Below are 22,324 nucleotides of genomic sequence, written 5' to 3'. Positions count from 1 at the left end.
CATGGGCCGGGCGCCGGCCGGATACTTTTCTGCAGTCGCCCGGGCTTGTCGGCTCCTTTCGGCGCCTGCTTCCAACGCAAAGGAACTCCCGCATGCAATACCGCAAATTCGGCCGCACCGGCCTCCTGGTTTCCGAACTGTGCCTCGGCACCATGACCTTCGGCGGCTCCTCCGGCATCTGGGGCCAGATCGGCAACCTGCAGCAGTCGGAGGCCGAAGGGCTGGTCGGCCGCGCGCTCGACGCCGGCATCAACTTCATCGACACGGCGGACGTGTACTCCGAAGGGCAGTCGGAAGTCATCACCGGCCAGGCGCTGAAGAACCTCAAGGTGCCGCGCGACAGTTTCGTGCTGGCCACCAAGGTGCTCAGCGAAACCGGCAGCAAGGGCGTCAACTCCGCGGGCGCCTCGCGTTTTCACATCATGGATGGCGTCAAGGCCAGCCTGCAGCGCCTGCAGCTCGACCACATCGACCTGTACCAGATCCACGGCTTCGACCCCATCACGCCCATCGAGGAAACCGTGCACGCGCTCGACAACCTCGTGCGCCAGGGCCACGTGCGCTACGTGGGCGTGTCGAACTGGGCGGCCTGGCAGATCGCGAAGGCGCTGGGCATCGCCGAGCGCGACCGACTCGCGCGCTTCGAGTCGCTGCAGGCCTACTACACCATCGCGGGGCGCGATCTGGAACGCGAGCTGGCGCCCATGCTGCGCAGCGAGAACGTCGGTCTGATGGTCTGGAGTCCGCTCGCCGGTGGCCTGTTGAGCGGCAAGTACGGCCGCGACACGCAGGCGGAAAAAGGCAGCCGCCGCACCACCTTCGACTTTCCGCCGGTGAACGTCGAGCGCGCCTACGACTGCATCGACGTGATGCGCCAGCTGGCCGAAGCGCGCAAGGTGTCGGTCGCGCAGATCGCGCTGGCGTGGCTGCTGCACCAGCAGGTGGTGACCAGCGTGATCGTCGGTGCCAAGCGCGCCGAGCAGTTGGACGACAACATCGCCGCCACGGCCATCAAGCTCACGGGCGACGAGCTGGCCGCGCTGGACAAGGTGAGCGCGCTGCCGGCCGAGTACCCGGGCTGGATGCTGGAGCGCCAGGGCGGCGTGCGAGCCAAGCGGCTCGTCGAATCAGGCCAGCGCGGCTGATTCCTCCGCCGCGGCACGGCGCGCGGCATGGGCCGCCGTCGCGCGCAGTGCACGCAAGTCGATGTGGCGGGCTGCCTGCGCGGCGCCGGGTTGTTGCAGATGCGGCACCACGCCGAGCAGCGGCGCGCCGAGTCGGGCCCGCAGCGTCTGCAGGTTGGCCTGCGGCGCCAGCATCGAGGGATCGACGACGCTCGCCACCCAGCCCGCCAGCACGAGGCCCCGCGCGCGAATCGCCTCGGCGCTCAGCAGCGCATGGTTGAGGCAACCCAGCCGAAGGCCGACCACGAGGATCACGGGCAGGCCCAGCGCCACGGCGAGGTCGGCGCTGTCGAGGTCGTCGCCGAACGGCACGCAGAAGCCACCCACGCCTTCGACCACCACGGCATCGGCGCGCGCCGAGAGCTCCGCGAAGGCCGAGAGCATCGGCTGCAGCGTGATGTGCACCCCCTCTTCCCTGGCCGCCAGGTGCGGCGACATCGGCGCGCGCAGCAGGTACGGGCAGCGCAGCGCCATTGGCGCGTCGACGCTGCCGGCCGCGTGCAGCTGCTCCACGTCTTCGTTGCGCCATTCGCCGTCGCGGTCGTCGAGCCCTGCGGCCCCCGGCTTCATGCCGACCGCGCGCAGGCCCGAGCCGGCCAGCAGGCTCAGCATGGCACTGCTGACCAGCGTCTTGCCGATGCCCGTGTCGGTGCCGGTGACGAACCAGTTCATGCGGCCTCCTTCCAGGGCTGCGCCAGTGCATCGCCCAATGCATCGACGAGCCGGGCGACGTCGGCTTCGCCGTGGCTGGCCGACAGCGCGATGCGCAGCCGCGCGGTGCCGGCGGGCACGGTCGGCGGGCGGATCGCGCCGACGCGCAGGCCGCGCGCATCGAGCTGCGCCATGGTGCGCATCGCGCGCGCGTTGTCGCCGACGATCAGCGGCTGGATCGCGGTGGGCGACTCGGGCAGCCATGCGCTGCCGTCTGTTGGCAGCACGGCGGTCAGACCCCGGCGCAATTGCGCGATGCGTTCCCGCAGCCGTGAACGGCGTTCGACGCCCTCCTCGCCCTCGATCAGCGCAAGGCTCGCGCGCAGCGCGGGGGCGACGGCCGGCGGTGGGGCCGTGGTGAAGATGTACGGCCGCGCGCGCTGCACCAGGTAGTCGACGACGGTGCGATGCGCCGCCACGAACGCGCCCGACACGCCCGCCGCCTTGCCCAGCGTGCCGATCAGCACCAGCCGCTCGGAGCGCAAGTCCATGGCTTCAAGCACGCCGCGTCCGTTGGCGCCAAGCACGCCGAAGCCGTGCGCGTCGTCGATCACCAGCCAGGCATCGTGCCGCTCGGCCAGCGCGAGCAGTTCGGCCACGGGCGCGATGTGGCCGTCCATGCTGAACACCGCGTCGCTCACGATGAGCTTCACCGGCGCGTCGCAGGCGGCGAGCTGCGCGTCGAGCGCGGCCACGTCGCAGTGCGGATATCGCTCGACGCGCGCCTTGGCCAGCCTCGCGCCATCGATCAGCGAAGCGTGGTTGAGTGCTTCCGAGAAGATGACCGCCTCGGCGCCGCCGAGCGCCGACAGCACGGCGAGGTTGGCCATGTAACCGGTGCAGAAGAACAGGCTCTGCGCTTCGGGGATGAAAGGTGCCATCCACTCGGCGAGCCGCTCCTCGAGCTGCGCGTGGGCGCGCGAGTGGCCGAGGATCAGGTGCGAACCGCCGCTGCCCGTGCCGTACAGCGCGGCGCCTTCGGCCCATGCCTTCGCCAACGCGGGGTGCGCGGCAAAACCGAGATAGTCGTTGCTGCTGAAGCCGAGCATGGTGCGCGGCGCGGCGGCGCCGGCCAGTGTGAGGACCTGTTCGGGCGCGCAGGCGGTTTCGGCGATCTGCCGGCGGCGTCGCAGCGACTGCGCATCGAGCGCGTGGATCTCGCCCTGCAGGCGGTCAAGCAAGCGCGACATCGCGGGCTCCTTCTTCCTGGTTCGTGGCCATGACGGCTTTCAGCGTGGCCAGCGTGCCGTCGACCAGCTGATCGATCTCGTCGTCGCCGATCGTGTACGGCGGCATGAGGTACACGGTGTTGCCGATCGGCCGCATCAGCAGCCCGTGCGTGCGCGCCGCCAGGTGAAAGCGTTCGGCGAAGCGCGCGCCCGGCTCGCGCACGTCGAAGGCCGTGATCATTCCGCGCTGCCGCAGATGATCGACCGCCTGCCCTGCAAGCCCGTCGCGCAGATGCCGCAGCAGGCGCGCGGCACGGCCGCGGTTGCGTTGCAGCGCATCCTCGCTCTCGAAAAGATCCAGCGTGGCAATTGCCGCGCGGCAGGCCAGTGGATTGCCGGTGTAGGAATGCGAATGCAGGAAGCTGCGCGCTGCGTCGTCGTCGACAAAGCCTTCGTAGATGGCGTCGCTCGTCATCACCAGCGCCAGCGGCAGGTAGCCGCCGCTGATGCCTTTCGAGAGGCACAGGAAGTCGGGCCAGATGCCGGCCTGCTCGCACGCGAAGAAGCTGCCGGTGCGCCCGCAGCCCACCGCGATCTCGTCGGCGATGAGGTGCACCCCATGGCGATCGCACAGGGCGCGCAGCCGACGCAGGTACTCGGGGTCGTGCATCGCCATGCCGGTAGCGCATTGCACCAGCGGCTCGACGATCACTGCGGCGATGGTGTCGTGCTGCTCGGCCAGCAGCGCTTCGAGTTCGGCGGCGGCGCGGCGCGCGACGACGGCCGCGTCCTCGCCGGGCCGGGCGTTGCGCGCATCCGGCGAGGCAACGAGGTGCGCCTCAGCGAGCAAGGGCGCATAGGCATCGCGGAACACCGGCACGTCGGTCACGTGCAAGGCGCCCAGGGTCTCGCCGTGGTAGCCCCGCTTCAGCGCCACGAAGCGCCGCTTTCCGCCGCGCCCGGCGTTGCGCCAGGCATGAAAGCTCATCTTCAGCGCGATCTCCACGGCCGAGGCGCCGTCGGAGGCGTAGAAGCAATGGCCGAGCGCGTGGCCCGTCAGCGCGGACAGGCGCTCGGCCAGTTCCACTGCCGGCGCATGCGTGCAGCCCGCGAGCATCACGTGCGACAGCTTGTCGAGCTGGTCCTTGAGCGCGGCGATGATCGCCGGGTGCGCATGGCCGAAGAGGTTGACCCACCACGAGCTGGTGGCATCCATGTAGCGGCGGCCTTCGGCGTCGATGAGCCACACGCCGTCGCCGCGCGCAATGGGCAGCGGCGGCACCGCTTCGAGGCGGATGCTCTGCGTGCAGGGATGCCAGACATGGCGCCGGCTGCGTTGCTGCCAGCGTGCATTGGCATCGGAGCCAGGGGAAAAAGCTGTGGTGACGGGCACTCGCGCGGTCCTTTCGTGAAGGGCAAGGCGCGGGATCGTATCGACGCGTCGAAGGCGCGGCAAACGACGAAAACGGCGGCGGAATGACCGCCGGTTGCCCGATGTTGGGCGGCATAGAAGCCGTGTTCGGCGCAGCGTCGCCGAACAAGCCGGCAACGCGCGTCCACCGCCGGGTGGCGGGAAATCGCAAGTCGTCCGGCTGGCGCCAGAAACAGGTCAGGAATGTCCGGTTTTCGCGGCTTCCCGAGGAGAAATCCGATTTTCGGACATGCCCGATGGCTGGTTTCGGCAGGCCGCCGGAACTCGCACGTTCAGGCCGTGTTCCTCTTCACCGCGCTCAGCCGCGCTTTTCGGCGTTGCGCTTGCGCGTGGCAGCGGCCTTCTTCGCCGAGGCCGAGCGTTCGGCGGCGGTGCGGTGGGCAGCGGCAGCGCCGCCCAGGCGCCCGCCCTTGCGCGAGGGGGCGTGGTTCTCCGCCTTGCCGCGGCCCGAACCCGACTTCTTGCCGCCGCCTGTCTCGGCGTTCACCGTGGCCCAGGCGCGGCGCTCGGCCTCGCCCTTGCCCACACCGCGGTGCTCGTAGCCCTCTTCAATGTGTTCGGCCTTTCGCTTCTGCTTGTCCGTGTAGGACGACTTGTCGCCTCGTGGCATGGCATTGCTCCTGCGGGTTGAGAAGCCCCCATGCTGGGCGCATGGCGCGCGCAAGGGGTAAGAAGACGCACGCGCTGCGCGTCAGCGAAGTCTGTCTTCCGCCCCATGGCGTGGGTCGGCCGCTGCCGCGCGGCTTGGACGACGCACGAGGTCGGTCCATTCCCACAGGCATCCTTCATCGGCCGCAGGACAAATGAATGTCCTGTCCACCCCTATCCAGGAAGCCCCATGACGAGCCACAGGCAGCGCCCGAAACACAACCCCGACGCCATCACCACCGACGAGCACGACACCGTGCCCACGCAGCACAACAAGGCGGGCAATCAGCCCGCCACGCCAAGGAACGAGCCGCGCCGCACGCCGGAAAGCCGGCACGACCGCGAGAGTCACGTCGGCGGAAGCAACCAGCTGCAGGCGCGCCGCGGCGGCGGCACGCGATGACGGCCACGATCACGGCCCGGGCGACCTTCTTCGCGTGCGCAACGTGATCGAATAACGCAATGCCTCGGTCGGCGCGATGGCGTGCTGCCACGCCCACCTTGCCGGGCCACGCAGCATGTAGATCGAGCGCGGCTCGACAAGAAATTCCAGCGAGCTCGGTCGCGAGGCCGCCGCGCCGGGCACATACGGCCTGAACTGCATGACCGCATCGCCGAACAGCGAGATGCCGACGATGTCCTCGAAGTCCGGCACGTCGCGGTGCCAGCCCAGCGGCGTGCCAGGCCGGTATTCGGCGATGAGCATGTGGGTGAGGTCTTCGGGCGCCATGCCGGCCCATGCGGCCGCTTTCGCCCGCAATGGGTGCAGCACCTCGGGCAGCGGCGGGCCGGGCTTGAGGCGGTTGGTGTCGAAATCGTAGCTGCCGCCGAAGCTGGTGCCGCGCCGCCGCGCCGTGTATTCCTTGTAGCGCATCTCCCTGAGCGGCAGGCCCTGGACGATGTGCAGCAACGCGGCCTCTTCTTCAGCCGACAGGAACCCGCTTTCATAGCGCAGCCCCTCGATGGCAGCCACGGGCGCCTCGCCGAACAGGTCGGGCTGGCCGGCGTGTTCGAGGCGTCTAGCGGTGCGCATCTTCTTCATGGCCTCCACCCAGTTGCACATGCCACCAGCGCGGCAGCAGCTCCCGGATTTCTGCACGCGCGAAGCGGTCGTCGAGCAGGTGGAGCACGCCACGGTCCTGCTCGGTGCGGATCACGCGGCCGGCCGCCTGCACCACCTTCTGCAGGCCCGGGTAGAGGTAGGTGTACTCGTAGCCCTTGCCGAAGCGCGTCTGCATGCGCTCGCGCGTGATCTCGTTGAGTTCGTTGTACTGCGGCAGACCCAGGCTGGCCACGAAGGCGCCGATCAGGCGGCTTCCCGGCAGGTCGATGCCCTCGCCGAACGCGCCGCCGAGCACCGCGAAGCCGATGCCCTGCCCGCCCTCCTCGAAGCGCGCGATGAAGCCGTGGCGGTCGGCCTCGCGCATGCCGCGCGTCTGCGTCCATACCGGCACGCCGGGATGCCGCAGCGAGAAGGCGGCGCAGGCTTTCTCGAGGTAGTCGAAGCTGCTGAAGAAGGCCAGGTAGTTGCCGGGCAGCCGTTCGAACTGCGCGCCGATGATGTCCGCCACGTTGCGCAGCGACCCCGCGCGGTCGCGAAAGCGCGTCGACACATGCATCGCCACCTCGACGCGCAGCTGTTGGCTGTTGAAGGGCGATGCCACGTCGAGCAACGCGGTGCCTTCGGGCAGGCCGAGCGCATCGCGGTAGAACTCGAACGGCGACAACGTGCCCGAGAAGCAGGTGACCGACACCGCATCGCCGAAGCGCGCCTCCAGGAATGGCGCGGGCACGAGGTTGCGGATGGCGAGGCCGCGATCCTGCTGCGCCGCGCCCAGCGTGCGCTCGAACACCGAGTGGTCGCCGAAGGCCTCGGCCAGCCGGGCGAAGTGCAGCGCGTTGAAGAAGAAGCGCTGCAGCGGCCCCTGCGAGGCATCGGGCGTGGCGGCGAAGTACTCGGCCATGGCGGTGTTGGCGGCCTGCAGGGTGCGCAGGAAGCGCTCGGGAATCTCGTCGCCGGTTTCGTAGTCGGCCACCTGGGCCTGCTGCACCGTGTCCCATTCGCGGAACAGCCGGGCCAGCGGATCGCGCAGCGCGGCCGGCGCGACTCGGTGCGCCTCTTCGAGCGCCGCGCCTTCGAGCTGCGCGGTGTACATGCCGCGCGAGCGCTCCAGCAGGTTGTGGGCCTCGTCCACCAGCACGGCCACGCGCCAGTCGGCGTCGCGCATGGTGGCGTAGAGAAAGGCGCTGCTGTCGAAGTAATAGTTGTAGTCGCCGACGATGGCGTCGGCCCAGTGCGCCATTTCCTGCGCGAGGAAATAGGGGCACACCTCGTGTGCGAGCGCGATGTGGCGCAAGGCTTCGCGATCGAGCCACGCCACCTGCGCGGCCTGCTCGCGTGCGGCTGGCAGGCGGTCGTAGAAACCCCTGGCGAGCGGGCAGGCATCGCCGTGGCAGGCGCGGTCGGGATACTCGCAGACCTTCTCGCGGGCGGCGAGTTCGAGCACGCGCAGCCGGCCCTGGCCCTGCCCCCTGTCGAGCACGCGCAGCGCGTCGAGCGCCACCGGGCGGCCGGAGGTCTTGGCGGTGAGGAAGAACACCTTGTCGATCCTGCGCGCGGCGCGGGCCTTGAGCAGCGGGAAGATGGTGGCTAGCGTTTTGCCGATGCCCGTAGGTGCCTGCGTCATGAGGCAGCGCCCGCCCATGGCCGCGCGGTAGACGGCTTCGGCCAGTTCGCGTTGGCCCGTGCGGAAGTTGCGATGCGGAAATTCGAGCTGGGCCAATGTTTCGTCGAGCGCGGCGCGGTGGCCGGCTTCACTCGCGGCCCAGGCGCTGTAGCGGCCGCACAGCAGCTCGAAATGCTCCCGCAGCGCTTCGCGGGTGTGATGCTCTTCGAGCACGGTCTCGTCGCCGGTGGCGAGGTCGAGGTACACCAGCGCCACCGTCATTTCGTCGTGGCCGTTCAGTTCGCACAGCATCCAGCCGTAGGTGCGGGCCTGCGCCCAGTGCAGCGCGCGGTGGTTGCCGCGGAAGGTTTTTATCTCTTCGACGCGGGCCTTGCGCGCTTCATAGCCGTCGGCCCGGCCGCGCACGCGGACTGAACCGCAAGTGGCTTCGAGCCCGACTTCGCAGGCGTAGTGTTCGGGGTCGCGCCGGTGCTGCACCAGCGCGTGGCCTGCCATGCCTTCGAGCGCGCTGGGCGCGGGCACGAACCGCAGGTCGAGGTCGCCCGCCTTCGCACCGAAGGCGCACAGGGCCTTGACGGAAACGACATGGGCGGCAACGGTGGCCGCATCATTCTGCGGGTTGGAGGGTGTGGCGCCCATCTGGCAATGCTGTATGAATTCACAGTATAGCCACAGGGTGCCGACGATAAGGCTTCCTCGCCCACGTCAAAATTGCGACGGGCCCTTCTCCGACAGGGTCCCCCCGATTTATCGGCAAGACTCGATAGGTTTTGCTTACAAATGCGCCTGATGAAAACTCCCACCGCGATCGACCCCGACCACTTCGAGCGTCTGCTGAGCCGCAACCTCAAGCTCCCGCTGATCGGCGGCGTGTTCGGTGCGGTGGTGTTCGTCGGGCTGATCCTCTTCCTGCTGTCGACCATCGGCTGGGTCGAGCACACCGACCGCGTCACCCGTGTCGCCAGCGAGCTGCAGCACCAGAGCGTCGACATGGAGACCGGCATGCGCGGCTTCCTTCTCACCGGCGACGACGCCTTCCTGGAGCCCTACCAGAGCGCCCTGCCCCGCATCAACGGCGACACGGCCACGCTGCGCAAGCTGGTGTCGGACAACCGCCAACAGGTGGAACGCGTCGACCGCATCGCCGCCATCCAGAGCAACTGGAACGAGCTGGCCGCCCAGCTGATCGCCGCGCGCCGTGCCGGCCCGGACCCCCAGCTCGAGGTGCGCCTGGGCCAGGGCAAGCGGCTGGCCGACGCCATGCGCGCCGAGTTCACGGCGTTCATGGAAACCGAGCAGACCCTGCGCTTCCAGCGCAACAACGACGCCAACCGCACCGCATGGTGGGTGGTCGGCCTGTTCCTCTTGTTCACGCTGGTCATCACCGGGCTGGCGGCCTACTTCGGGCGGCGCCAGCTGGTGCTGCTGTCCGACAGCTACGACGTGGTGCTGAAGGAGCAGGCCGAGCACGCGGACAGGCTCGCCCAGGAGGCTTGGCTGCGCAGCGCACAGACCGAGCTGGTGGGAGAGCTGGTAGGCGAACTCAGCGCGCCGGACATGGGCCGCAAGATCCTCGCGTTCTTCTCGCGCTACCTGGGCACCTCGGTCGGCGCGATGTATGTGCGCGAGCGCCACGGTCCGCTACGACGGGCGGCGAGCTATGGCTTTTCGAGTTCGGCCGAGGCGATGCCGCAGGTCTTTTCCCCCACCGAGAGCCTGGTGGGCCAGGCCGCGGCCGAGCGGCGCCGCATGCTGCTCGACCCGGTCGATGCCGACTACCTGAAGGTCAATTCGGGCCTGGGCGAGATGTCGCCCAAGGCCGTGCTGCTGGTGCCCGTCGCGAGCGCCGGCATGGTCAACGGCGTGGTCGAGCTCGGCCTGCCCGGCCCCCTGGACGAGCGCGGCAGCCAGCTGATCGACACGGTGGCCGACGACATCGGCAGCTCGCTGGCGGCGGCGCGCTACCGCGAGCAGCTGCAGGACGTTCTTGCCCAGACCCAGCAGCTCAACGAGGAACTGCAGGTGCAGCAGGAAGAACTGCGCACCGCCAACGAAGAACTCGAAGAACAGTCGCGCGCCCTGCGTGCCTCGCAGGCCATGCTGGAGAACCAGCAGGCCGAACTGGAGCAGACCAACAGCCAGCTCTCCGAGCGCACCGAGGCGCTGGACCAGCGCAACACCGCGCTGCGCCGCGTGCAGCGCGACCTGGAGGACCGCGCCGACGAGCTGCAGCGCGCGAGCCGCTACAAGTCGGAGTTCCTCGCCAACATGTCGCACGAGCTGCGCACGCCGCTCAACAGCGCGCTCATCCTCGCCAAGCTGCTAGGCGACAACCCGCAGGGCAACCTCACGCTGGAGCAGGTGAAGTTCGCGGAGTCGATCTACTCGTCGGGCAACGACCTGCTGGTGCTGATCAACGACATCCTCGACATCGCGAAGGTCGAGGCCGGCAAGCTCGAAGTGGTGCCCGAAGACGTCGCGCTCGCCAAGCTGGCCCGCAGCCTGGAGAGCACCTTCGGCCCGCTGGCGATGCAGAAGAACCTGGGCTTCCGGCTCGAGGTGCGGCCCGACGCGCCGGCCTCGCTGGTCACCGACCGGCACCGGGTCGAGCAGATCCTCAAGAACCTGGTGTCGAATGCGCTCAAGTTCACCGACAGCGGCGAAGTGGCGCTGGTCGTTTCGCCGGCACCGGACGGTGGCGCCGCCTTCGCGGTCTCCGACTCGGGCATCGGCATCGATGCGCAGCAGCACGAACTGATCTTCGAGGCCTTCCGCCAGGCCGACGGCACCACCAGCCGGCGCTATGGCGGTACCGGGCTGGGCCTGTCGATCTCGCGCGACCTCACGCAGTTGCTGGGCGGCACGCTCACGGTGCAAAGCGAGCCGGGCCGGGGCAGCACCTTCACGCTGCAACTGCCGGCGAAGGCGCCGCAGGCTTCGCCGGGGCTGCAACAGTCGTCGACGGTCTACACGCCCCGGCCTGCACCTGCACCGCCCGTGCCGTCCGCTGCGCCGCTGGCGCCGAAGCCGCCTCCCCCGACGCCTGCACCGCAGTTCGCCGACGACCGCAGCCTCCCGCGCGACCAGGTGCGCCGCGTGCTCGTGATCGAGGACGAGCCGCAGTTCGCGCACATCCTCTACGACCTGGCGCACGAGCTGGGCTACCGCTGCCTGGTGGCGCATGGCGCGGCCGACGGTTTCGAGCTGGCCACGCAGTTTCTGCCCGACGCGATCCTGCTCGACATGCGCCTGCCCGACAGCACCGGGCTCGGCCTGCTGCAGCGACTGAAAGACTCGCCGCACACGCGCCACATTCCGATCCACGTCGTGTCCGCCGCCGAGAACGCGCAGAGCGCGGCGCTGCAGATGGGCGCCATCGGCTATGCGCTGAAGCCGGCCACGCGCGACGAACTGAGGAAGGTGTTCGGCCGGCTGGAGGAAAAGCTCACGCAGAAGGTCAAGGTCGTGCTGCTGGTGGAAGACGACGAGCTGCAGCGCGAGAGCGTCATCCGGCTCATCGGCGACGAGGACATCGAGATCGTTGCCGTCGGCTCCGGCGAGGAAGCGCTGGAGCTGCTGCGCACCCGCGTATTCGACTGCATGATCACCGACCTGAAGCTGCCCGACATGCAGGGCAGCGAGCTGCTCAAGGCCATGGCGGCCGAGGAGATCGTGTCGTTCCCGCCGGTCATCGTCTACACCGGGCGCAACCTCACGCGCGACGAAGAAGCCGAGCTGCAGCGCTATTCGCGCTCGATCATCATCAAGGGCGCCCGCTCGCCGGAGCGCCTGCTCGACGAAGTGACGCTGTTCCTGCACAAGGTGGAGGCCGAGCTGTCCAGCGAGCGCCGGGGCATGCTGAAGACGGCGCGCGGGCGCGACCGCATCTTCGAGGGCCGCACCATCCTGCTGGTGGACGACGACGTGCGCAACATCTTCGCGCTGACCAGCGCGCTGGAGCAGCGCGGCGCCATCGTCGAGATCGGACGCAACGGCCGCGAGGCGCTGGAGCGGCTCGACCAGGTCAGCGAGATCGACCTCGTGCTGATGGACGTGATGATGCCGGAGATGGACGGCCTCGAAGCCACGCGCCGCCTGCGCGACGACCCGCGCTTCGAGAAGATGCCGGTGATCGCCATCACCGCCAAGGCCACCAAGGACGACCGCGAGCAATGCCTGGCTGCCGGCGCCAACGACTACCTCGCCAAGCCGGTGGACCTGGAACGCCTGTTCTCGCTGCTGCGCGTGTGGATGCCGAAGATGGAGCGCCTGTGACCACACGCCCCGGCACATCGCAGGCCGCGCAGACGCCGCCGCTGCACCCGCTGAGCGACACGGAGATCGAGCTGCGCCTGCTGATGGAAGCCATTTACCTGAAGTACAGCTACGACTTCCGCAACTACACCGTGGCCTCGCAGAAGCGCCGCGTGCTGCACGCGCTCGAGCAACTCGGGCTGCCGAGCATCTCGGCGCTGCAGGAGCGGGTGCTGCGCGAGCCATTGCTGTTCGGCCGGCTGCTGCAGTTCCTGACGATCCCGGTGAGCGAGATGTTCCGCGACCCGGCCTACTTCCTGGCCTTGCGCGAGCATGTGGTGCCGATCCTGCACACCTACCCTTCCGTCAAGGTCTGGGTGGCGGGCTGCAGCACCGGCGAGGAAGTGTTCTCGCTGGCCATCCTGCTGCGCGAGGAAGGCCTGCTCGCGCGCACGCAGATCTACGCCACCGACATCAACCCCGCTTCGCTGGAGAAGGCGCGGCTGGGCATCTTTCCGCTGGAGGCGATCCGCGGCTACACCGCCAACTACCAGCGCGCGGGCGGACGCAGCGCGTTCTCCGACTACTACACCGCCGCCTACGACGCCGCGCGCTTCGACCCTTCTCTGTGCGCCGACGTGATCTTTGCCGACCACAGCCTGGCCACCGACAGCGTGTTCGCCGAAACCCAGCTGGTGTCGTGCCGCAACGTGCTGATCTACTTCAATCGGGAGCTGCAGGACAGGGCGCTGGGTCTGTTCCACGAGTCGCTGTCGCATCGTGGCTTTCTCGGGCTGGGCTCGAAGGAAAGCATCGACTTCTCGGGCTACTCCGACCGTTTCGACACGCATGCGCGTGCCGAGCGCATCTACCGCAAGGCCACATGAACCGCCACCTTCGCTCACCCGTTCGCAAGCGCGTGGACGCCGTGGTGCTCGGCGCCTCGGCCGGCGGCATCGATGCGCTCTCCGCGCTGCTGCACGGCCTGCCCGCTGGTTGGCACATTCCGATGGCAGTGGTCCTGCATCTGCCCGAGGGGCACGCGAGCCACCTCGCCGAGATCTTCGCGCAGCGCCTGCCTATTCCGGTGCACGAAGCCGCCGACAAGATGCCGCTGGCGGCCGGCAGCCTTTACTTCGCACCGCCCGGCTATCACCTGTCGATCGAGCGCGAGCGCACCTTCTCGCTGAGCTGCGAGCCGCCGGTGCTGTTCTCGCGGCCGTCCATCGACGTGCTGATGGCTTCCGCCGCCGACGCCTACGGCCCTGCCCTCGCCGGCTTTCTGCTGACCGGCGCGAACGAAGACGGTGCCGAAGGCCTGCACCGCATCCATCTGGCCGGCGGGCTCACCGCCGTCCAGGAACCGAAAGAAGCACAGATTCCCACCATGCCCCAAGCCGCCATCGCGCGCCACGCTCCCGACTACGTGCTCCCCCTGCGCGAACTGCGCACCTTGCTGCTTCAACTGGAGGCCGCCCATGAACATTGACGTCCAGAGCAAGCTGCTGATCGTCGATGACCTGCCGGAAAACCTGCTGGCGCTGGAGGCGCTGATCCGCGCGCCGGGGCGCATCGTGTACCGCGCCGCCTCGGCCGACGCCGCGCTCGCGCTGCTGCTGGAGCATGAATTCGCGCTCGCCATCGTCGACGTGCAGATGCCGGGCATGAACGGCTTCGAGCTGGCCGAGCTGATGCGCGGCACCGAGCGCACGCGGCACATTCCCATCATCTTCGTGAGCGCGGCCGGGCGCGAGCTGAACTACGCCTTCCAGGGCTACGAGAGTGGCGCGGTCGACTTCCTGCACAAGCCGCTGGACCCGCATGCGGTGGTCAGCAAGGTGCACGTGTTCGTCGACCTGTACCGGCACCGCAAGGCGCTGCGGCACGAGATGGAATCGCTCGCTGCCGCACATCGCAAGCAGGAAGAGCTGGTGCAGCAGCTGCAGCAGACGCAGCACGAGCTGGAGCGCGCGGTGCGCATGCGCGACGACTTCATGTCGATGGTGTCGCACGAGCTGCGCACGCCGCTCAACACGCTGTACCTCGAGGCGCAGCTGCGGCAGCTGCACCTGTCCAAGGGCAATCTCGCCAACTTCGCGCCCGAGCGCCTGCCCGCGATGATCGAGCGCGACCAGCGGCAGATCCGCAACATGGTGCGGCTGATCGACGACATGCTCGACGTCACGCGCATGCGGCGCGACGCTCTGTCGATCAAGACCGAGCCGGTCGACCTGGCCGCGCTGGCGCGCGCAGTGGTGGAGAACCTGCGCCAGCAGGCCGAAGCCGCGGGCTCGGCCATCACGCTGATTGCGCCCGCCGAACTGCACGGCGTGTGGGACGAGTTCCGCATCGAACAGGTGCTGACCAACCTGCTGACCAACGCCCTGCGCTACGGCGGCGGCAAGCCGGTCGAGATGGTGGTACAGCAGATGGGAGGCACCGCCCAGGTGGCCGTGCGCGACCAGGGCATCGGCATTGCGCCCGAAGACCAGGAGCGCATCTTCAAGCAGTTCGAGCGCACCAAGGACAGCCGCAAGCATGCGGCCGGGCTGGGCCTCGGCCTGTACATCACGCACAAGATCGTGAGCCTGCATGGCGGACAGATCGGCGTGGAAAGCGCGCCGGGCGAAGGCTCGCGCTTCGTGGTCGACCTGCCGCTGGAGCCGCCCGCCATACTTCCCTCTTCAACCTGAAGGAAAGAAACCCCTAGTGAACGTGCTGATCGTCGACGACAACAAGGCCGCGGCCGACCTGCTGCAGGAATTGCTGGGCCTGTTCGGCCACACCGCGCGCTGCACCTACACGGCGCAGCAAGCGCTGGACGCGGCCGCCGCCGAGAGCTTCGATGCCGCGCTCATCGACCTCACGCTGCCCGATTTCCCGGGCACCGAGGTGGCGCGGCGGCTGCGCGCCAGCACCGCCCAAGGCACGCCGAAGCTGCTGATCGCGATCTCGGGTTTTTCGGCGGAGGACACGGGCGGCGAGGCAGCCGAAGGGCTGTTCGACCACCACCTGCAGAAGCCGATCGATATCGAAAGGCTCGGCGGCCTCCTGGCGCAGGGCTGAGCGCGGCCGGCTGCCGGCAAGCCGGCAGTTGGCTAGTGGTAAACCACTATCGGTAAATTGGTGAACCACTTTTAGACTGGCTCACCACATGGCGACCATTCACGAACTCCCCCGCCTGCCTGCGACCGAGCCGGATTCCGACCGCTCTTACCAGAAGCTCGCAGCCAGCATCGCCGCCCTCATCACCGAAGGCGAATTCAAGGTGGGCGACCGCCTGCCGTCCGAGCGCGCACTGGCCGACCGCTTCAGCGTGAGCCGCACGCTGGTGCGCGAGGCCATCATCGTGCTGGAGATCCAGGGCAACGTCGAGGTGCGCGGCGGCTCGGGCATCTATGTCTGTGCGCCGGCATCCGGCGCGGTGGCACCCGCCTCGGCCTACACCCTGTCGCCCGGCCCGGGCCCCTTCGAGCTGCTGCGCGCGCGCTGCCTGATCGAGGCCGAGATCGCGGCGGTGGCCGCCGAGAGCCGCAAGGACAGCGACCTCGACCGCATCTACAGCGCGCTGGCCGAGATGCGCGAGAACATGCACGACAAAGAGGCCAACGAAGCGGCCGACCGCCTGTTCCACCTGCGCATTGCCGAGTCGACCGGCAACAGCGTGCTGCTGCAGATGGTGACCGCGGTGTGGGACCACACCAAGGCCCCGATCTGGTCGCAGCTGGAAGCCCACTTCCACACCCCGGCGCTGCGCCGCGCCTCGCAGGACGACCACCAGCGCGTGTTCACCGCCCTGCTGGAGCGCGACGCGGACGCGGCCCGCAAAGCCATGCGCGCGCACATCGAGCGCGTGATCAGCGAATTCGCGCAAGCCTGGCGCTGAGCAGGCACCCTGCGTCCGGCCTGCCGGCCGGCGCCACCCGAACCACGGAGACAAGACCATGAGATCGACAGTCCTTCGGCGATGCCGCATCGCCGCGCATTGCTTCGCCCTGACATTGCTGGCCGCTACCGCGGGTGGCGCGTCCGCCCAGCCGGCGCCCGGCGCCAGCCCACGCATCGACGCCATCCGCAAGGCAGGCGAACTGCGCGTGGGCGTGCTGCAGAACGCACCCTGGCTGATGGAAAACACCACCGGCCAGGGCGAGCCGTGGAGCGGCCCGGCCTGGCTGCTGGCCAACGAATATGCGCGGCAGCTCGGCGTGAAGCTGCGCACCGTGCCGGTGTCGCACGAAACCAAGGTGCCGGTGCTCGCGGCCAACCAGGTCGACATGACCATCAGCCCCCTGGGCGAAACGCCCGAACGGCTCAAGGTGGTCGACTTCGTCATCTACTCCGCCACCAGCGTGTGCATGTTCGGTCGCGCCGACAACGCGAAGCTGGCCAAGGCCGCCTCGGTGGACGACCTCAACCAGCCCGACGTGACGATCGCCTATTTCACCGGCGGCGCCGAGGAAGGCTGGGTCAAGGAGCGCTTCCCGAAGGCGAAGCTGCGCGCCGTCGCCAGCTCGGGCGCCACCGCCCCCATCGAGGAAATCATGGCGCGCCGCGCCGATGCTGCGCCGATCAACCGCGTGCCATGGGTCGGCCTGCAGCAGAAGGTCAAGGGACTCGCCGTGCTGCCGAAGGACAACAACTGCCAGTCGAGCACCGAGAAGGCCTCGCCCGTCGGGCTCGCGGTGGACAAGAACCAGCTGGCGTACCTGAACTGGCTGCGCGAGGTCGCCAAGGCGCAGAAAGCTCGCCTCGACGCGGACGAGGCCCGCATCGTCGGCACGCTCAAGTGAGCATGAATATCAGGAGACAGACAGCATGACGAAGATCAAGACCTTCCTGGCGCGCGCATCGCGCGGTGCCGTGTTCGCTGCGGCACTCGCGGCCCTTGGCTCGACGGCCCTGGCGCAGACCCCGCCCGCGCCGGGTGCCAGTCCCCGCATCGACGCCATCCGCAAGGCCGGCGTGCTGCGCGTCGGCGTGGTCAACAACCCGCCCTGGCTGGTGCAGAACACCAGCGGCGACGGCGAAGACTGGGCCGGCCCGTCGTGGATGCTGGGCAAGGAATTCGCCAAGCTGCTCGGGGTGAAGATGATGCCGGTGGCGGTGAGCCACGAAACCAAGGTGCCGGCGCTGGTGGCCAACCAGATGGACATCATGATCGGCCCGCTGAACCAGACGGCCGAGCGCGCGAAGATCATCGACTTCGTCACCTTCTCCAGCACCGGCGTGTGCATGTTCGGCCGCGCCGACAACCCGAAGTTCACCGGCGCGAAGACGCTCGAGGACTTCAACAGGCCCGAAGTCACCATCGCCTATTTCTCGGGTGCCGGCGAAGAGCCGCTGGTGCGCCAGCAGTTCCCGAAGGCCAAGCTGCGCGGGGTGGCCAATTCAGGCTCGGTCGCACCCATCGAGGAAGTGGTGGCCGGGCGCTCCGACGTGGCGCCGCTCAACCGCATGCTGTGGCCCAACATCAGCAAGAAGGTGAAGGGGCTGGCCGCATTCCCGAAGGAAAACGACTGCCAGGACAGCAAGATCTTCGAGATCCAGTCCGGCATGGGCGTGGCCAAGGAGCAGCAGGTGTACCTCGACTGGCTGCGCTCGGTGGCGCAGCGCATGCAGCCCGCGCTGACCGCGGAAGAGCGGCGCATGACGCAGAACCTCAAGTAAGTCGAGCGCCTTCGGGCGCTTCCTCCACCTCCCATCGAAGCCTTTCGGGCCGCCGCCATCGGCGCGGCCCGCGGGGACTCCCTTGCCCATCATTTCGAGACCTTCACCATGTTGAATTGCCAGATCCACGGTGCCCGCGACCTGCGCGTGGAAGACGTGCCCACTGAAACACTCTCGCCCACGCAGGTGCGCGTCGGCGTCAAGGCCGTGGGCATCTGCGGCTCCGACCTGCACTACTACCAGCACGGCCGCGTCGGCGACTTCCTGATCCGCGCCCCGCTCACGCCGGGCCATGAAGCCTCGGGCCAGGTGCTGGAAGTGGGCGCGCAAGTGACCTCGGTGCGCGCCGGCGACCGCGTGGCGCTCAACCCCTCGCGCACCTGCGGCCACTGCCGCTTCTGCCGCATGGGTGCTTCCAACCACTGCGAGAACGTGCACTTCTTCGGCAGCGCGAGCAAGTGGCCCCACATGCAGGGCGCGATGCGCGAGCAGGTAGTGGTGGAAGCGAGCCAGTGCGTGCCCGTACCCGACGGCCTGTCGTTCGAACTGGCCGCCTTCGGCGAGCCGCTGGCGGTGGCGCTGCATGCGGTGCAGGAGGCCGGCTCGCTGCTGGGCCAGACGGTGATGGTGATCGGCACCGGCCCCATCGGGGCGCTGATCCTCATGGCTGCGAAGCTGGCGGGCGCGAGCCGGCTGATCGCGGTGGACATCCAGGACCAGACGCTGGCCGCCTGCACCCGCGTGGGCGCCACGCAGACCATCAACGCAGCGAAAGACCCGGCGGCACTGGACGCGCTGGCCGAGGGCAAGGGCCAGGTCGACGTGAGCTTCGAGGTGTCGGGCAACTACGCGGGGCTGGCCAACTGCATCCGCCTCACGCGCCCGCGCGGCACCGTCGTGCAGGTCGGCACACTCAACGGCAGCAGCGAGGGCTGCCCGTTCAACCAGGTCATGGTGAAGAGTCTCACCTACGTGGGCACCTTCCGCTTCATCGGCGAGTACGCATGGGCGGTCGACTACCTGAGCCGCGGCGTGCTCGACGTGTCGCCGCTGCTGACCGACGCACTGCCGGTGTCGCGCGTGCACGAGGCCTTTGCGCTGGCCGCCGACCGGCAGCGCGCCATGAAGGTGATGGTCACGTTCTGAAGAACGCGCCCGCCCTTCCCTTCATCACCTCACGGGGGTTCTTCCCATGAACTTCGATTTCTCGCCGATCGCGGACAACTGGCGCTTCTTCGCCAGCGGCCTGGGCATGACCGTGCTGCTGAGCATCGTCAGCGCGGCCACGAGCCTGCTGGCCGGGCTCGTGATTGCGCTGCTGCGCCTGTACGGCCCGCGCTGGCTGCGACCGCTGCTGGTCTTCTACATCGACTCGATGCGCGCCATTCCGGTGCTGGTGGTGCTGATCTGGATCTACTTCGCGTTTCCGATCATCGCGAACGTGACCTTCCCGCCCTTCTGGGCGGCGCTGGTCGCGCTCACGCTGCACATCGCGGCCTATGCGGCGGAGGTGATCCGCGCCGGCATCGAGTCGATCCGGCCGGGCCAGACGCGCGCCGCGCTGGCGCTGGGCATGTCGCGCGCGCAAATTTTGCGCAAGGTGCTGCTGCCGCAGGCCATCGTGCGGATGCTGCCGGCCTTCGGTTCGATCCTCACCATCGCGATCAAGGACACGGCCATCGCCACCGTGATCGCGGTGCCCGAGCTGATGCACCGCGCCGAAACCGTGGCCGGCCAGAGCTACCGGCCGGTGGAGGTGTTCACCGCGGTGATGGTGGCGTACTTCTGCATCCTGTTTCCCGTGACGCGGGGCGTGGACCGGCTCTATCGCCGCTTCGCGCACCTCGGCCGCTCCTAGGAAAGACACAGCCATGACATTCGATTGGTCCGTGATCTGGACGCACCGCGCCGCGCTGCTCGAAGGCGCCGCCCTCACCGTGGGCCTGACCGTGCTCACGATGCTGCTGGCGGTGCCCGGCGGCATCGTGCTCGCGCTGATGCGCCTGTCGCCCAACAAGCTGCTGCAGTCGGTTTCGCTCGGCTTCGTGGAGTTCTTCCGCAACCTGCCGCTGATCCTCATCATCTACTGGGCCTTCTACGTGATGCCCATGGCCTTCGACGTGCAGTTCTCGGCGATCACCACCGCGCTCGTGGCGCTCGTGCTGAACGTCGCGGCCTACAACGCCGAGACCTTCCGCGCAGGCATCAACTCGATCCGCAAGGGCCAGATGGAGGCCGCGCTCGCCATGGGCATGTCGCGCCGCCAGGCGATGTTCAAGGTGGTGATCCCGCAGGCCGCGCGCCGCATCCTGCCGGTGATCGCGAGCACCTGGATCTCGCTGTTCAAGGACACCTCGCTGGTCTCGGTCATCGCCGTCAGCGAGCTGGCCTACACCTCGATGCAGATTCGCGCGCAGACCTTCCGCGTGCTGGAAATGCTCACCGCCATGGCCGTCATCTACTGGCTCATGGGCTACCCGCAAGCCAAGCTGGTGGACTGGATCCACCGCAAATACGGAGTCAAGGAATGAACGCAACCACCCCAACCGCTCTTTCCCCGGCGCGCAAGAACGCCGACCAGCCGCCCGTGCTGGTGTACGAGAACGTCCGCAAGCTGTACGGCGACTTCGTGGCGCTGCGCGGCGTGTCGCTGCAGGTGCACAAGGGCGAGGTGATGTGCCTGATCGGCCCCTCGGGCTCGGGCAAGTCCACGCTGCTTCGCTGCACCAACGCGCTGGAGACCATCGACGGCGGGCGCGTGCTGGTCGACGGCGTGCCGCTGCCCTCGCAGGAGTCGCAGGTACGCAAGGTGCGCCAGCGCATGGGCATGGTGTTCCAGAGCTTCGAGCTGTTCCCGCACAAGTCGGCGCTCGACAACGTGGCGATGGGCCCGGTCACGGTGCTGGGCATGCCCGAGGACAAGGCCCGCGCCCGCGCGATGGTGCTGCTGGAAAAGGTGGGCCTGGCGAACAAGGCCGGCAACTTCCCGGCCAACCTCTCGGGCGGCCAGCAGCAGCGCGTGGCCATTGCCCGCGCGCTGGCGATGGAGCCCGAGGTGATGCTATTCGACGAGCCCACCTCGGCGCTCGACCCCGAAACCGTCGGCGAAGTGCTGAGCGTGATGCAGAAGCTTGCGCAGGAAGGCATGACCATGATCGTGGTGACCCACGAAATGGGCTTCGCGCGGCGCGTGGCCGACTGGGTGGTGGTGTTCGAGGCCGGCGCCATCATCGAACAGGGCCCGCCCACGCAGATCTTCGACAACCCGACGGTGGAGCGCACCCGCGATTTCCTCGGTCACCTCGGCTGGAACGGCTGAACCACACACCTCCTGAAGCCACGCATCATGAAAATCACCAACGCACGTGTCATCGTCTGCAGCCCCGGGCGCAACTTCGTCACCCTCAAGATCGAAACCGACGAGGGCCTCACCGGCATCGGCGATGCCACGCTCAACGGGCGCGAGCTGGCCGTTGCGGCGTACCTCACCGAGCACGTCATCCCCTGCCTGATCGGGCGCGACGCGCACCAGATCGAGGACATCTGGCAGTACCTCTACAAGGGCGCCTACTGGCGCCGCGGCCCGGTCACCATGACCGCCATTGCCGCGGTCGACACCGCGCTGTGGGACATCAAGGCCAAGGCCGCGAACATGCCGCTGTACCAGCTGCTCGGCGGCAAGAGCCGCACCGGCGTGATGGTGTACGGCCACGCCAACGGCCGCGACATCGAGCAGACGGTGGACGAGGTGCTTCGCTACAAGGACGAAGGCTACCTGGCCATCCGCGCGCAGAGCGGCGTGCCGGGCCTGGAAAAGGTGTATGGCGTGGGCCGCGGCACCATGTTCTACGAGCCGGCCGACGCCGACCTGCCCAGCGAGCACGACTGGTCGACCGCCAAGTACCTGGAGCACACGCCGAAGCTCTTCGACGCGGTGCGTAGCGCCGTCGGCCCCGACATCCACCTGCTGCACGACGTGCACCACCGCCTGACGCCCATCGAGGCCGGGCGGCTGGGCAAGTCGCTGGAGCCCTTCAACCTGTTCTGGATGGAAGACGCCACGCCGGCCGAGAACCAGGAGGCCTTCAGGCTCATCCGCCAGCACACGACCACGCCGCTGGCCGTGGGTGAGATCTTCAACAGCATCTGGGACTGCAAGGACCTGATCGAGAACCAGCTGATCGACTTCATCCGCACCACGGTGGTCCACGCGGGCGGCATCACCCAGCTGCGCCGCATCGCCGACCTGGCTTCGCTCTACCAGGTGCGCACGGGCTGCCACGGCGCGACCGACCTGTCGCCGGCCTGCATGGGCGCGGCGCTGCACTTCGACATGTGGGTGCCGAACTTCGGCATCCAGGAATACATGCGCCACACCGACGAGACCGACGCGGTGTTCCCGCATGCCTACAGCTTCGCCAACGGCATGCTGCATCCGGGCGAGGCGCCGGGCCACGGCGTGGACATCGACGAGAAGCTCGCCGCCAAGTACCCGTACCAGCGCGCCTACCTCCCGGTGAACCGGCTGCAGCACGACGGCACGCTGTGGAACTGGTGAGCGGGGAAAGCGCC

21 protein-coding genes are annotated in these 22,324 nt (G+C 68.5%); 15 read left to right on the top strand and 6 right to left on the bottom strand.

The features are described 5' to 3' along the window. Positions 1 to 92 precede the first annotated feature (92 nt). A complete protein-coding gene (locus ACEOAB_RS13995; RefSeq protein ID WP_413749319.1) occupies positions 93 to 1,145 on the top strand; it encodes an aldo/keto reductase in 1,053 nt (350 codons plus the stop codon). On the opposite strand, the gene bioD is transcribed toward ACEOAB_RS13995, so the two are convergent. From bioD to ACEOAB_RS13975, 4 genes are all read right to left on the bottom strand, one after another. Next, complete coding sequence (gene bioD, locus ACEOAB_RS13990; protein ID WP_495653787.1) at positions 1,128 to 1,856, bottom strand: dethiobiotin synthase; 729 nt, start codon at positions 1,854 to 1,856, stop codon at positions 1,128 to 1,130. The two genes, ACEOAB_RS13995 and bioD, sit on opposite strands and share 18 nt — an antisense overlap. Then, the gene (gene bioF, locus ACEOAB_RS13985; protein ID WP_495653786.1) at positions 1,853 to 3,085 is read right to left on the bottom strand and encodes an 8-amino-7-oxononanoate synthase; all 1,233 of its coding nucleotides are present in this window, start codon (positions 3,083 to 3,085) and stop codon (positions 1,853 to 1,855) included. The genes bioD and bioF overlap by 4 nt, the downstream gene beginning before the upstream one ends. Then, positions 3,069 to 4,457 (bottom strand): adenosylmethionine--8-amino-7-oxononanoate transaminase, encoded by a 1,389-nt coding sequence (locus tag ACEOAB_RS13980; protein WP_495653785.1) that lies wholly within the window; start codon positions 4,455 to 4,457, stop codon positions 3,069 to 3,071. Before ACEOAB_RS13980 ends, bioF begins: the two co-directional genes overlap by 17 nt. Positions 4,458 to 4,794: 337 nt before the next feature. Beyond that, positions 4,795 to 5,106 (bottom strand): plasmid stabilization protein, encoded by a 312-nt coding sequence (locus ACEOAB_RS13975; RefSeq protein WP_495653784.1) that lies wholly within the window; start codon positions 5,104 to 5,106, stop codon positions 4,795 to 4,797. A 228-nt stretch (positions 5,107 to 5,334) separates the two neighbouring features. Between ACEOAB_RS13975 and ACEOAB_RS13970 the strand changes: the two genes are divergently transcribed. Further along, a complete protein-coding gene (locus ACEOAB_RS13970) occupies positions 5,335 to 5,547 on the top strand; it encodes a hypothetical protein (protein ID WP_413749109.1) in 213 nt (70 codons plus the stop codon). Between the two features lie 9 nt (positions 5,548 to 5,556). Here ACEOAB_RS13970 and ACEOAB_RS13965 read toward each other — a convergent pair whose 3' ends face one another. Next, complete coding sequence (locus tag ACEOAB_RS13965; RefSeq protein ID WP_413749108.1) at positions 5,557 to 6,186, bottom strand: alpha-ketoglutarate-dependent dioxygenase AlkB; 630 nt, start codon at positions 6,184 to 6,186, stop codon at positions 5,557 to 5,559. Continuing rightward, positions 6,164 to 8,470 (bottom strand): ATP-dependent DNA helicase, encoded by a 2,307-nt coding sequence (locus ACEOAB_RS13960; protein ID WP_413749107.1) that lies wholly within the window; start codon positions 8,468 to 8,470, stop codon positions 6,164 to 6,166. Before ACEOAB_RS13960 ends, ACEOAB_RS13965 begins: the two co-directional genes overlap by 23 nt. A 150-nt stretch (positions 8,471 to 8,620) precedes the next feature. Between ACEOAB_RS13960 and ACEOAB_RS13955 the strand changes: the two genes are divergently transcribed. From ACEOAB_RS13955 to manD, 13 genes are all read left to right on the top strand, one after another. Continuing rightward, complete coding sequence (locus ACEOAB_RS13955) at positions 8,621 to 12,106, top strand: response regulator (RefSeq protein ID WP_413749106.1); 3,486 nt, start codon at positions 8,621 to 8,623, stop codon at positions 12,104 to 12,106. Next, positions 12,103 to 12,972 (top strand): CheR family methyltransferase, encoded by an 870-nt coding sequence (locus ACEOAB_RS13950; protein ID WP_200955466.1) that lies wholly within the window; start codon positions 12,103 to 12,105, stop codon positions 12,970 to 12,972. Before ACEOAB_RS13955 ends, ACEOAB_RS13950 begins: the two co-directional genes overlap by 4 nt. Further along, positions 12,969 to 13,574: a chemotaxis protein CheB gene (locus tag ACEOAB_RS13945; protein WP_413749105.1), complete on the top strand. Its 606-nt coding sequence runs from the start codon at positions 12,969 to 12,971 to the stop codon at positions 13,572 to 13,574. The genes ACEOAB_RS13950 and ACEOAB_RS13945 overlap by 4 nt, the downstream gene beginning before the upstream one ends. Continuing rightward, the gene (locus ACEOAB_RS13940) at positions 13,564 to 14,778 is read left to right on the top strand and encodes a hybrid sensor histidine kinase/response regulator (protein ID WP_413749104.1); all 1,215 of its coding nucleotides are present in this window, start codon (positions 13,564 to 13,566) and stop codon (positions 14,776 to 14,778) included. The genes ACEOAB_RS13945 and ACEOAB_RS13940 overlap by 11 nt, the downstream gene beginning before the upstream one ends. 16 nt (positions 14,779 to 14,794) lie before the next feature. Beyond that, positions 14,795 to 15,151, top strand: a complete 357-nt coding sequence (locus tag ACEOAB_RS13935; protein WP_413749103.1) for a response regulator — start codon at positions 14,795 to 14,797, stop codon at positions 15,149 to 15,151. Between the two features lie 88 nt (positions 15,152 to 15,239). Continuing rightward, the gene (locus ACEOAB_RS13930) at positions 15,240 to 15,971 is read left to right on the top strand and encodes a FadR/GntR family transcriptional regulator (RefSeq protein ID WP_413749102.1); all 732 of its coding nucleotides are present in this window, start codon (positions 15,240 to 15,242) and stop codon (positions 15,969 to 15,971) included. A gap of 58 nt (positions 15,972 to 16,029) precedes the next feature. After that, positions 16,030 to 16,875: a substrate-binding periplasmic protein gene (locus tag ACEOAB_RS13925; protein ID WP_413749101.1), complete on the top strand. Its 846-nt coding sequence runs from the start codon at positions 16,030 to 16,032 to the stop codon at positions 16,873 to 16,875. A gap of 25 nt (positions 16,876 to 16,900) precedes the next feature. After that, a complete protein-coding gene (locus ACEOAB_RS13920) occupies positions 16,901 to 17,752 on the top strand; it encodes a transporter substrate-binding domain-containing protein (protein WP_056596778.1) in 852 nt (283 codons plus the stop codon). Positions 17,753 to 17,860: 108 nt separating this feature from the next. After that, positions 17,861 to 18,898, top strand: coding sequence for an L-idonate 5-dehydrogenase (locus ACEOAB_RS13915; RefSeq protein ID WP_413749100.1), 1,038 nt, complete (start codon positions 17,861 to 17,863; stop codon positions 18,896 to 18,898). 46 nt (positions 18,899 to 18,944) lie between these two features. After that, the gene (locus ACEOAB_RS13910; protein WP_007832206.1) at positions 18,945 to 19,610 is read left to right on the top strand and encodes an amino acid ABC transporter permease; all 666 of its coding nucleotides are present in this window, start codon (positions 18,945 to 18,947) and stop codon (positions 19,608 to 19,610) included. 13 nt (positions 19,611 to 19,623) lie between these two features. Next, positions 19,624 to 20,283, top strand: coding sequence for an amino acid ABC transporter permease (locus ACEOAB_RS13905; protein ID WP_056596773.1), 660 nt, complete (start codon positions 19,624 to 19,626; stop codon positions 20,281 to 20,283). Then, positions 20,280 to 21,071, top strand: a complete 792-nt coding sequence (locus ACEOAB_RS13900) for an amino acid ABC transporter ATP-binding protein (RefSeq protein WP_413749099.1) — start codon at positions 20,280 to 20,282, stop codon at positions 21,069 to 21,071. Before ACEOAB_RS13905 ends, ACEOAB_RS13900 begins: the two co-directional genes overlap by 4 nt. Before the next feature lie 27 nt (positions 21,072 to 21,098). Next, the gene (manD, locus tag ACEOAB_RS13895; RefSeq protein WP_056596768.1) at positions 21,099 to 22,310 is read left to right on the top strand and encodes a D-mannonate dehydratase ManD; all 1,212 of its coding nucleotides are present in this window, start codon (positions 21,099 to 21,101) and stop codon (positions 22,308 to 22,310) included. The last annotated feature ends 14 nt before the right edge of the window (positions 22,311 to 22,324 follow it).

The organism is Variovorax sp. Varisp53, assembly GCF_059491555.1.
This window is presented reverse-complemented; position numbering and strand designations above follow the sequence as displayed.

Coding starts and splice junctions, on each gene's coding strand:
- ACEOAB_RS13930 (WP_413749102.1), top strand. CDS start 15,240: ATGGCGACCATTCACGAACTCCCCCGCCTGCCTGCGACCGAGCCGGAT.
- ACEOAB_RS13915 (WP_413749100.1), top strand. CDS start 17,861: ATGTTGAATTGCCAGATCCACGGTGCCCGCGACCTGCGCGTGGAAGAC.
- bioF (WP_495653786.1), bottom strand. CDS start 3,085: ATGTCGCGCTTGCTTGACCGCCTGCAGGGCGAGATCCACGCGCTCGAT.
- bioD (WP_495653787.1), bottom strand. CDS start 1,856: ATGAACTGGTTCGTCACCGGCACCGACACGGGCATCGGCAAGACGCTG.
- ACEOAB_RS13960 (WP_413749107.1), bottom strand. CDS start 8,470: ATGGGCGCCACACCCTCCAACCCGCAGAATGATGCGGCCACCGTTGCC.
- ACEOAB_RS13955 (WP_413749106.1), top strand. CDS start 8,621: ATGAAAACTCCCACCGCGATCGACCCCGACCACTTCGAGCGTCTGCTG.
- ACEOAB_RS13925 (WP_413749101.1), top strand. CDS start 16,030: ATGAGATCGACAGTCCTTCGGCGATGCCGCATCGCCGCGCATTGCTTC.
- ACEOAB_RS13905 (WP_056596773.1), top strand. CDS start 19,624: ATGACATTCGATTGGTCCGTGATCTGGACGCACCGCGCCGCGCTGCTC.
- ACEOAB_RS13910 (WP_007832206.1), top strand. CDS start 18,945: ATGAACTTCGATTTCTCGCCGATCGCGGACAACTGGCGCTTCTTCGCC.
- ACEOAB_RS13945 (WP_413749105.1), top strand. CDS start 12,969: ATGAACCGCCACCTTCGCTCACCCGTTCGCAAGCGCGTGGACGCCGTG.
- ACEOAB_RS13965 (WP_413749108.1), bottom strand. CDS start 6,186: ATGAAGAAGATGCGCACCGCTAGACGCCTCGAACACGCCGGCCAGCCC.
- ACEOAB_RS13970 (WP_413749109.1), top strand. CDS start 5,335: ATGACGAGCCACAGGCAGCGCCCGAAACACAACCCCGACGCCATCACC.
- ACEOAB_RS13995 (WP_413749319.1), top strand. CDS start 93: ATGCAATACCGCAAATTCGGCCGCACCGGCCTCCTGGTTTCCGAACTG.
- ACEOAB_RS13975 (WP_495653784.1), bottom strand. CDS start 5,106: ATGCCACGAGGCGACAAGTCGTCCTACACGGACAAGCAGAAGCGAAAG.
- manD (WP_056596768.1), top strand. CDS start 21,099: ATGAAAATCACCAACGCACGTGTCATCGTCTGCAGCCCCGGGCGCAAC.
- ACEOAB_RS13920 (WP_056596778.1), top strand. CDS start 16,901: ATGACGAAGATCAAGACCTTCCTGGCGCGCGCATCGCGCGGTGCCGTG.
- ACEOAB_RS13940 (WP_413749104.1), top strand. CDS start 13,564: ATGAACATTGACGTCCAGAGCAAGCTGCTGATCGTCGATGACCTGCCG.
- ACEOAB_RS13900 (WP_413749099.1), top strand. CDS start 20,280: ATGAACGCAACCACCCCAACCGCTCTTTCCCCGGCGCGCAAGAACGCC.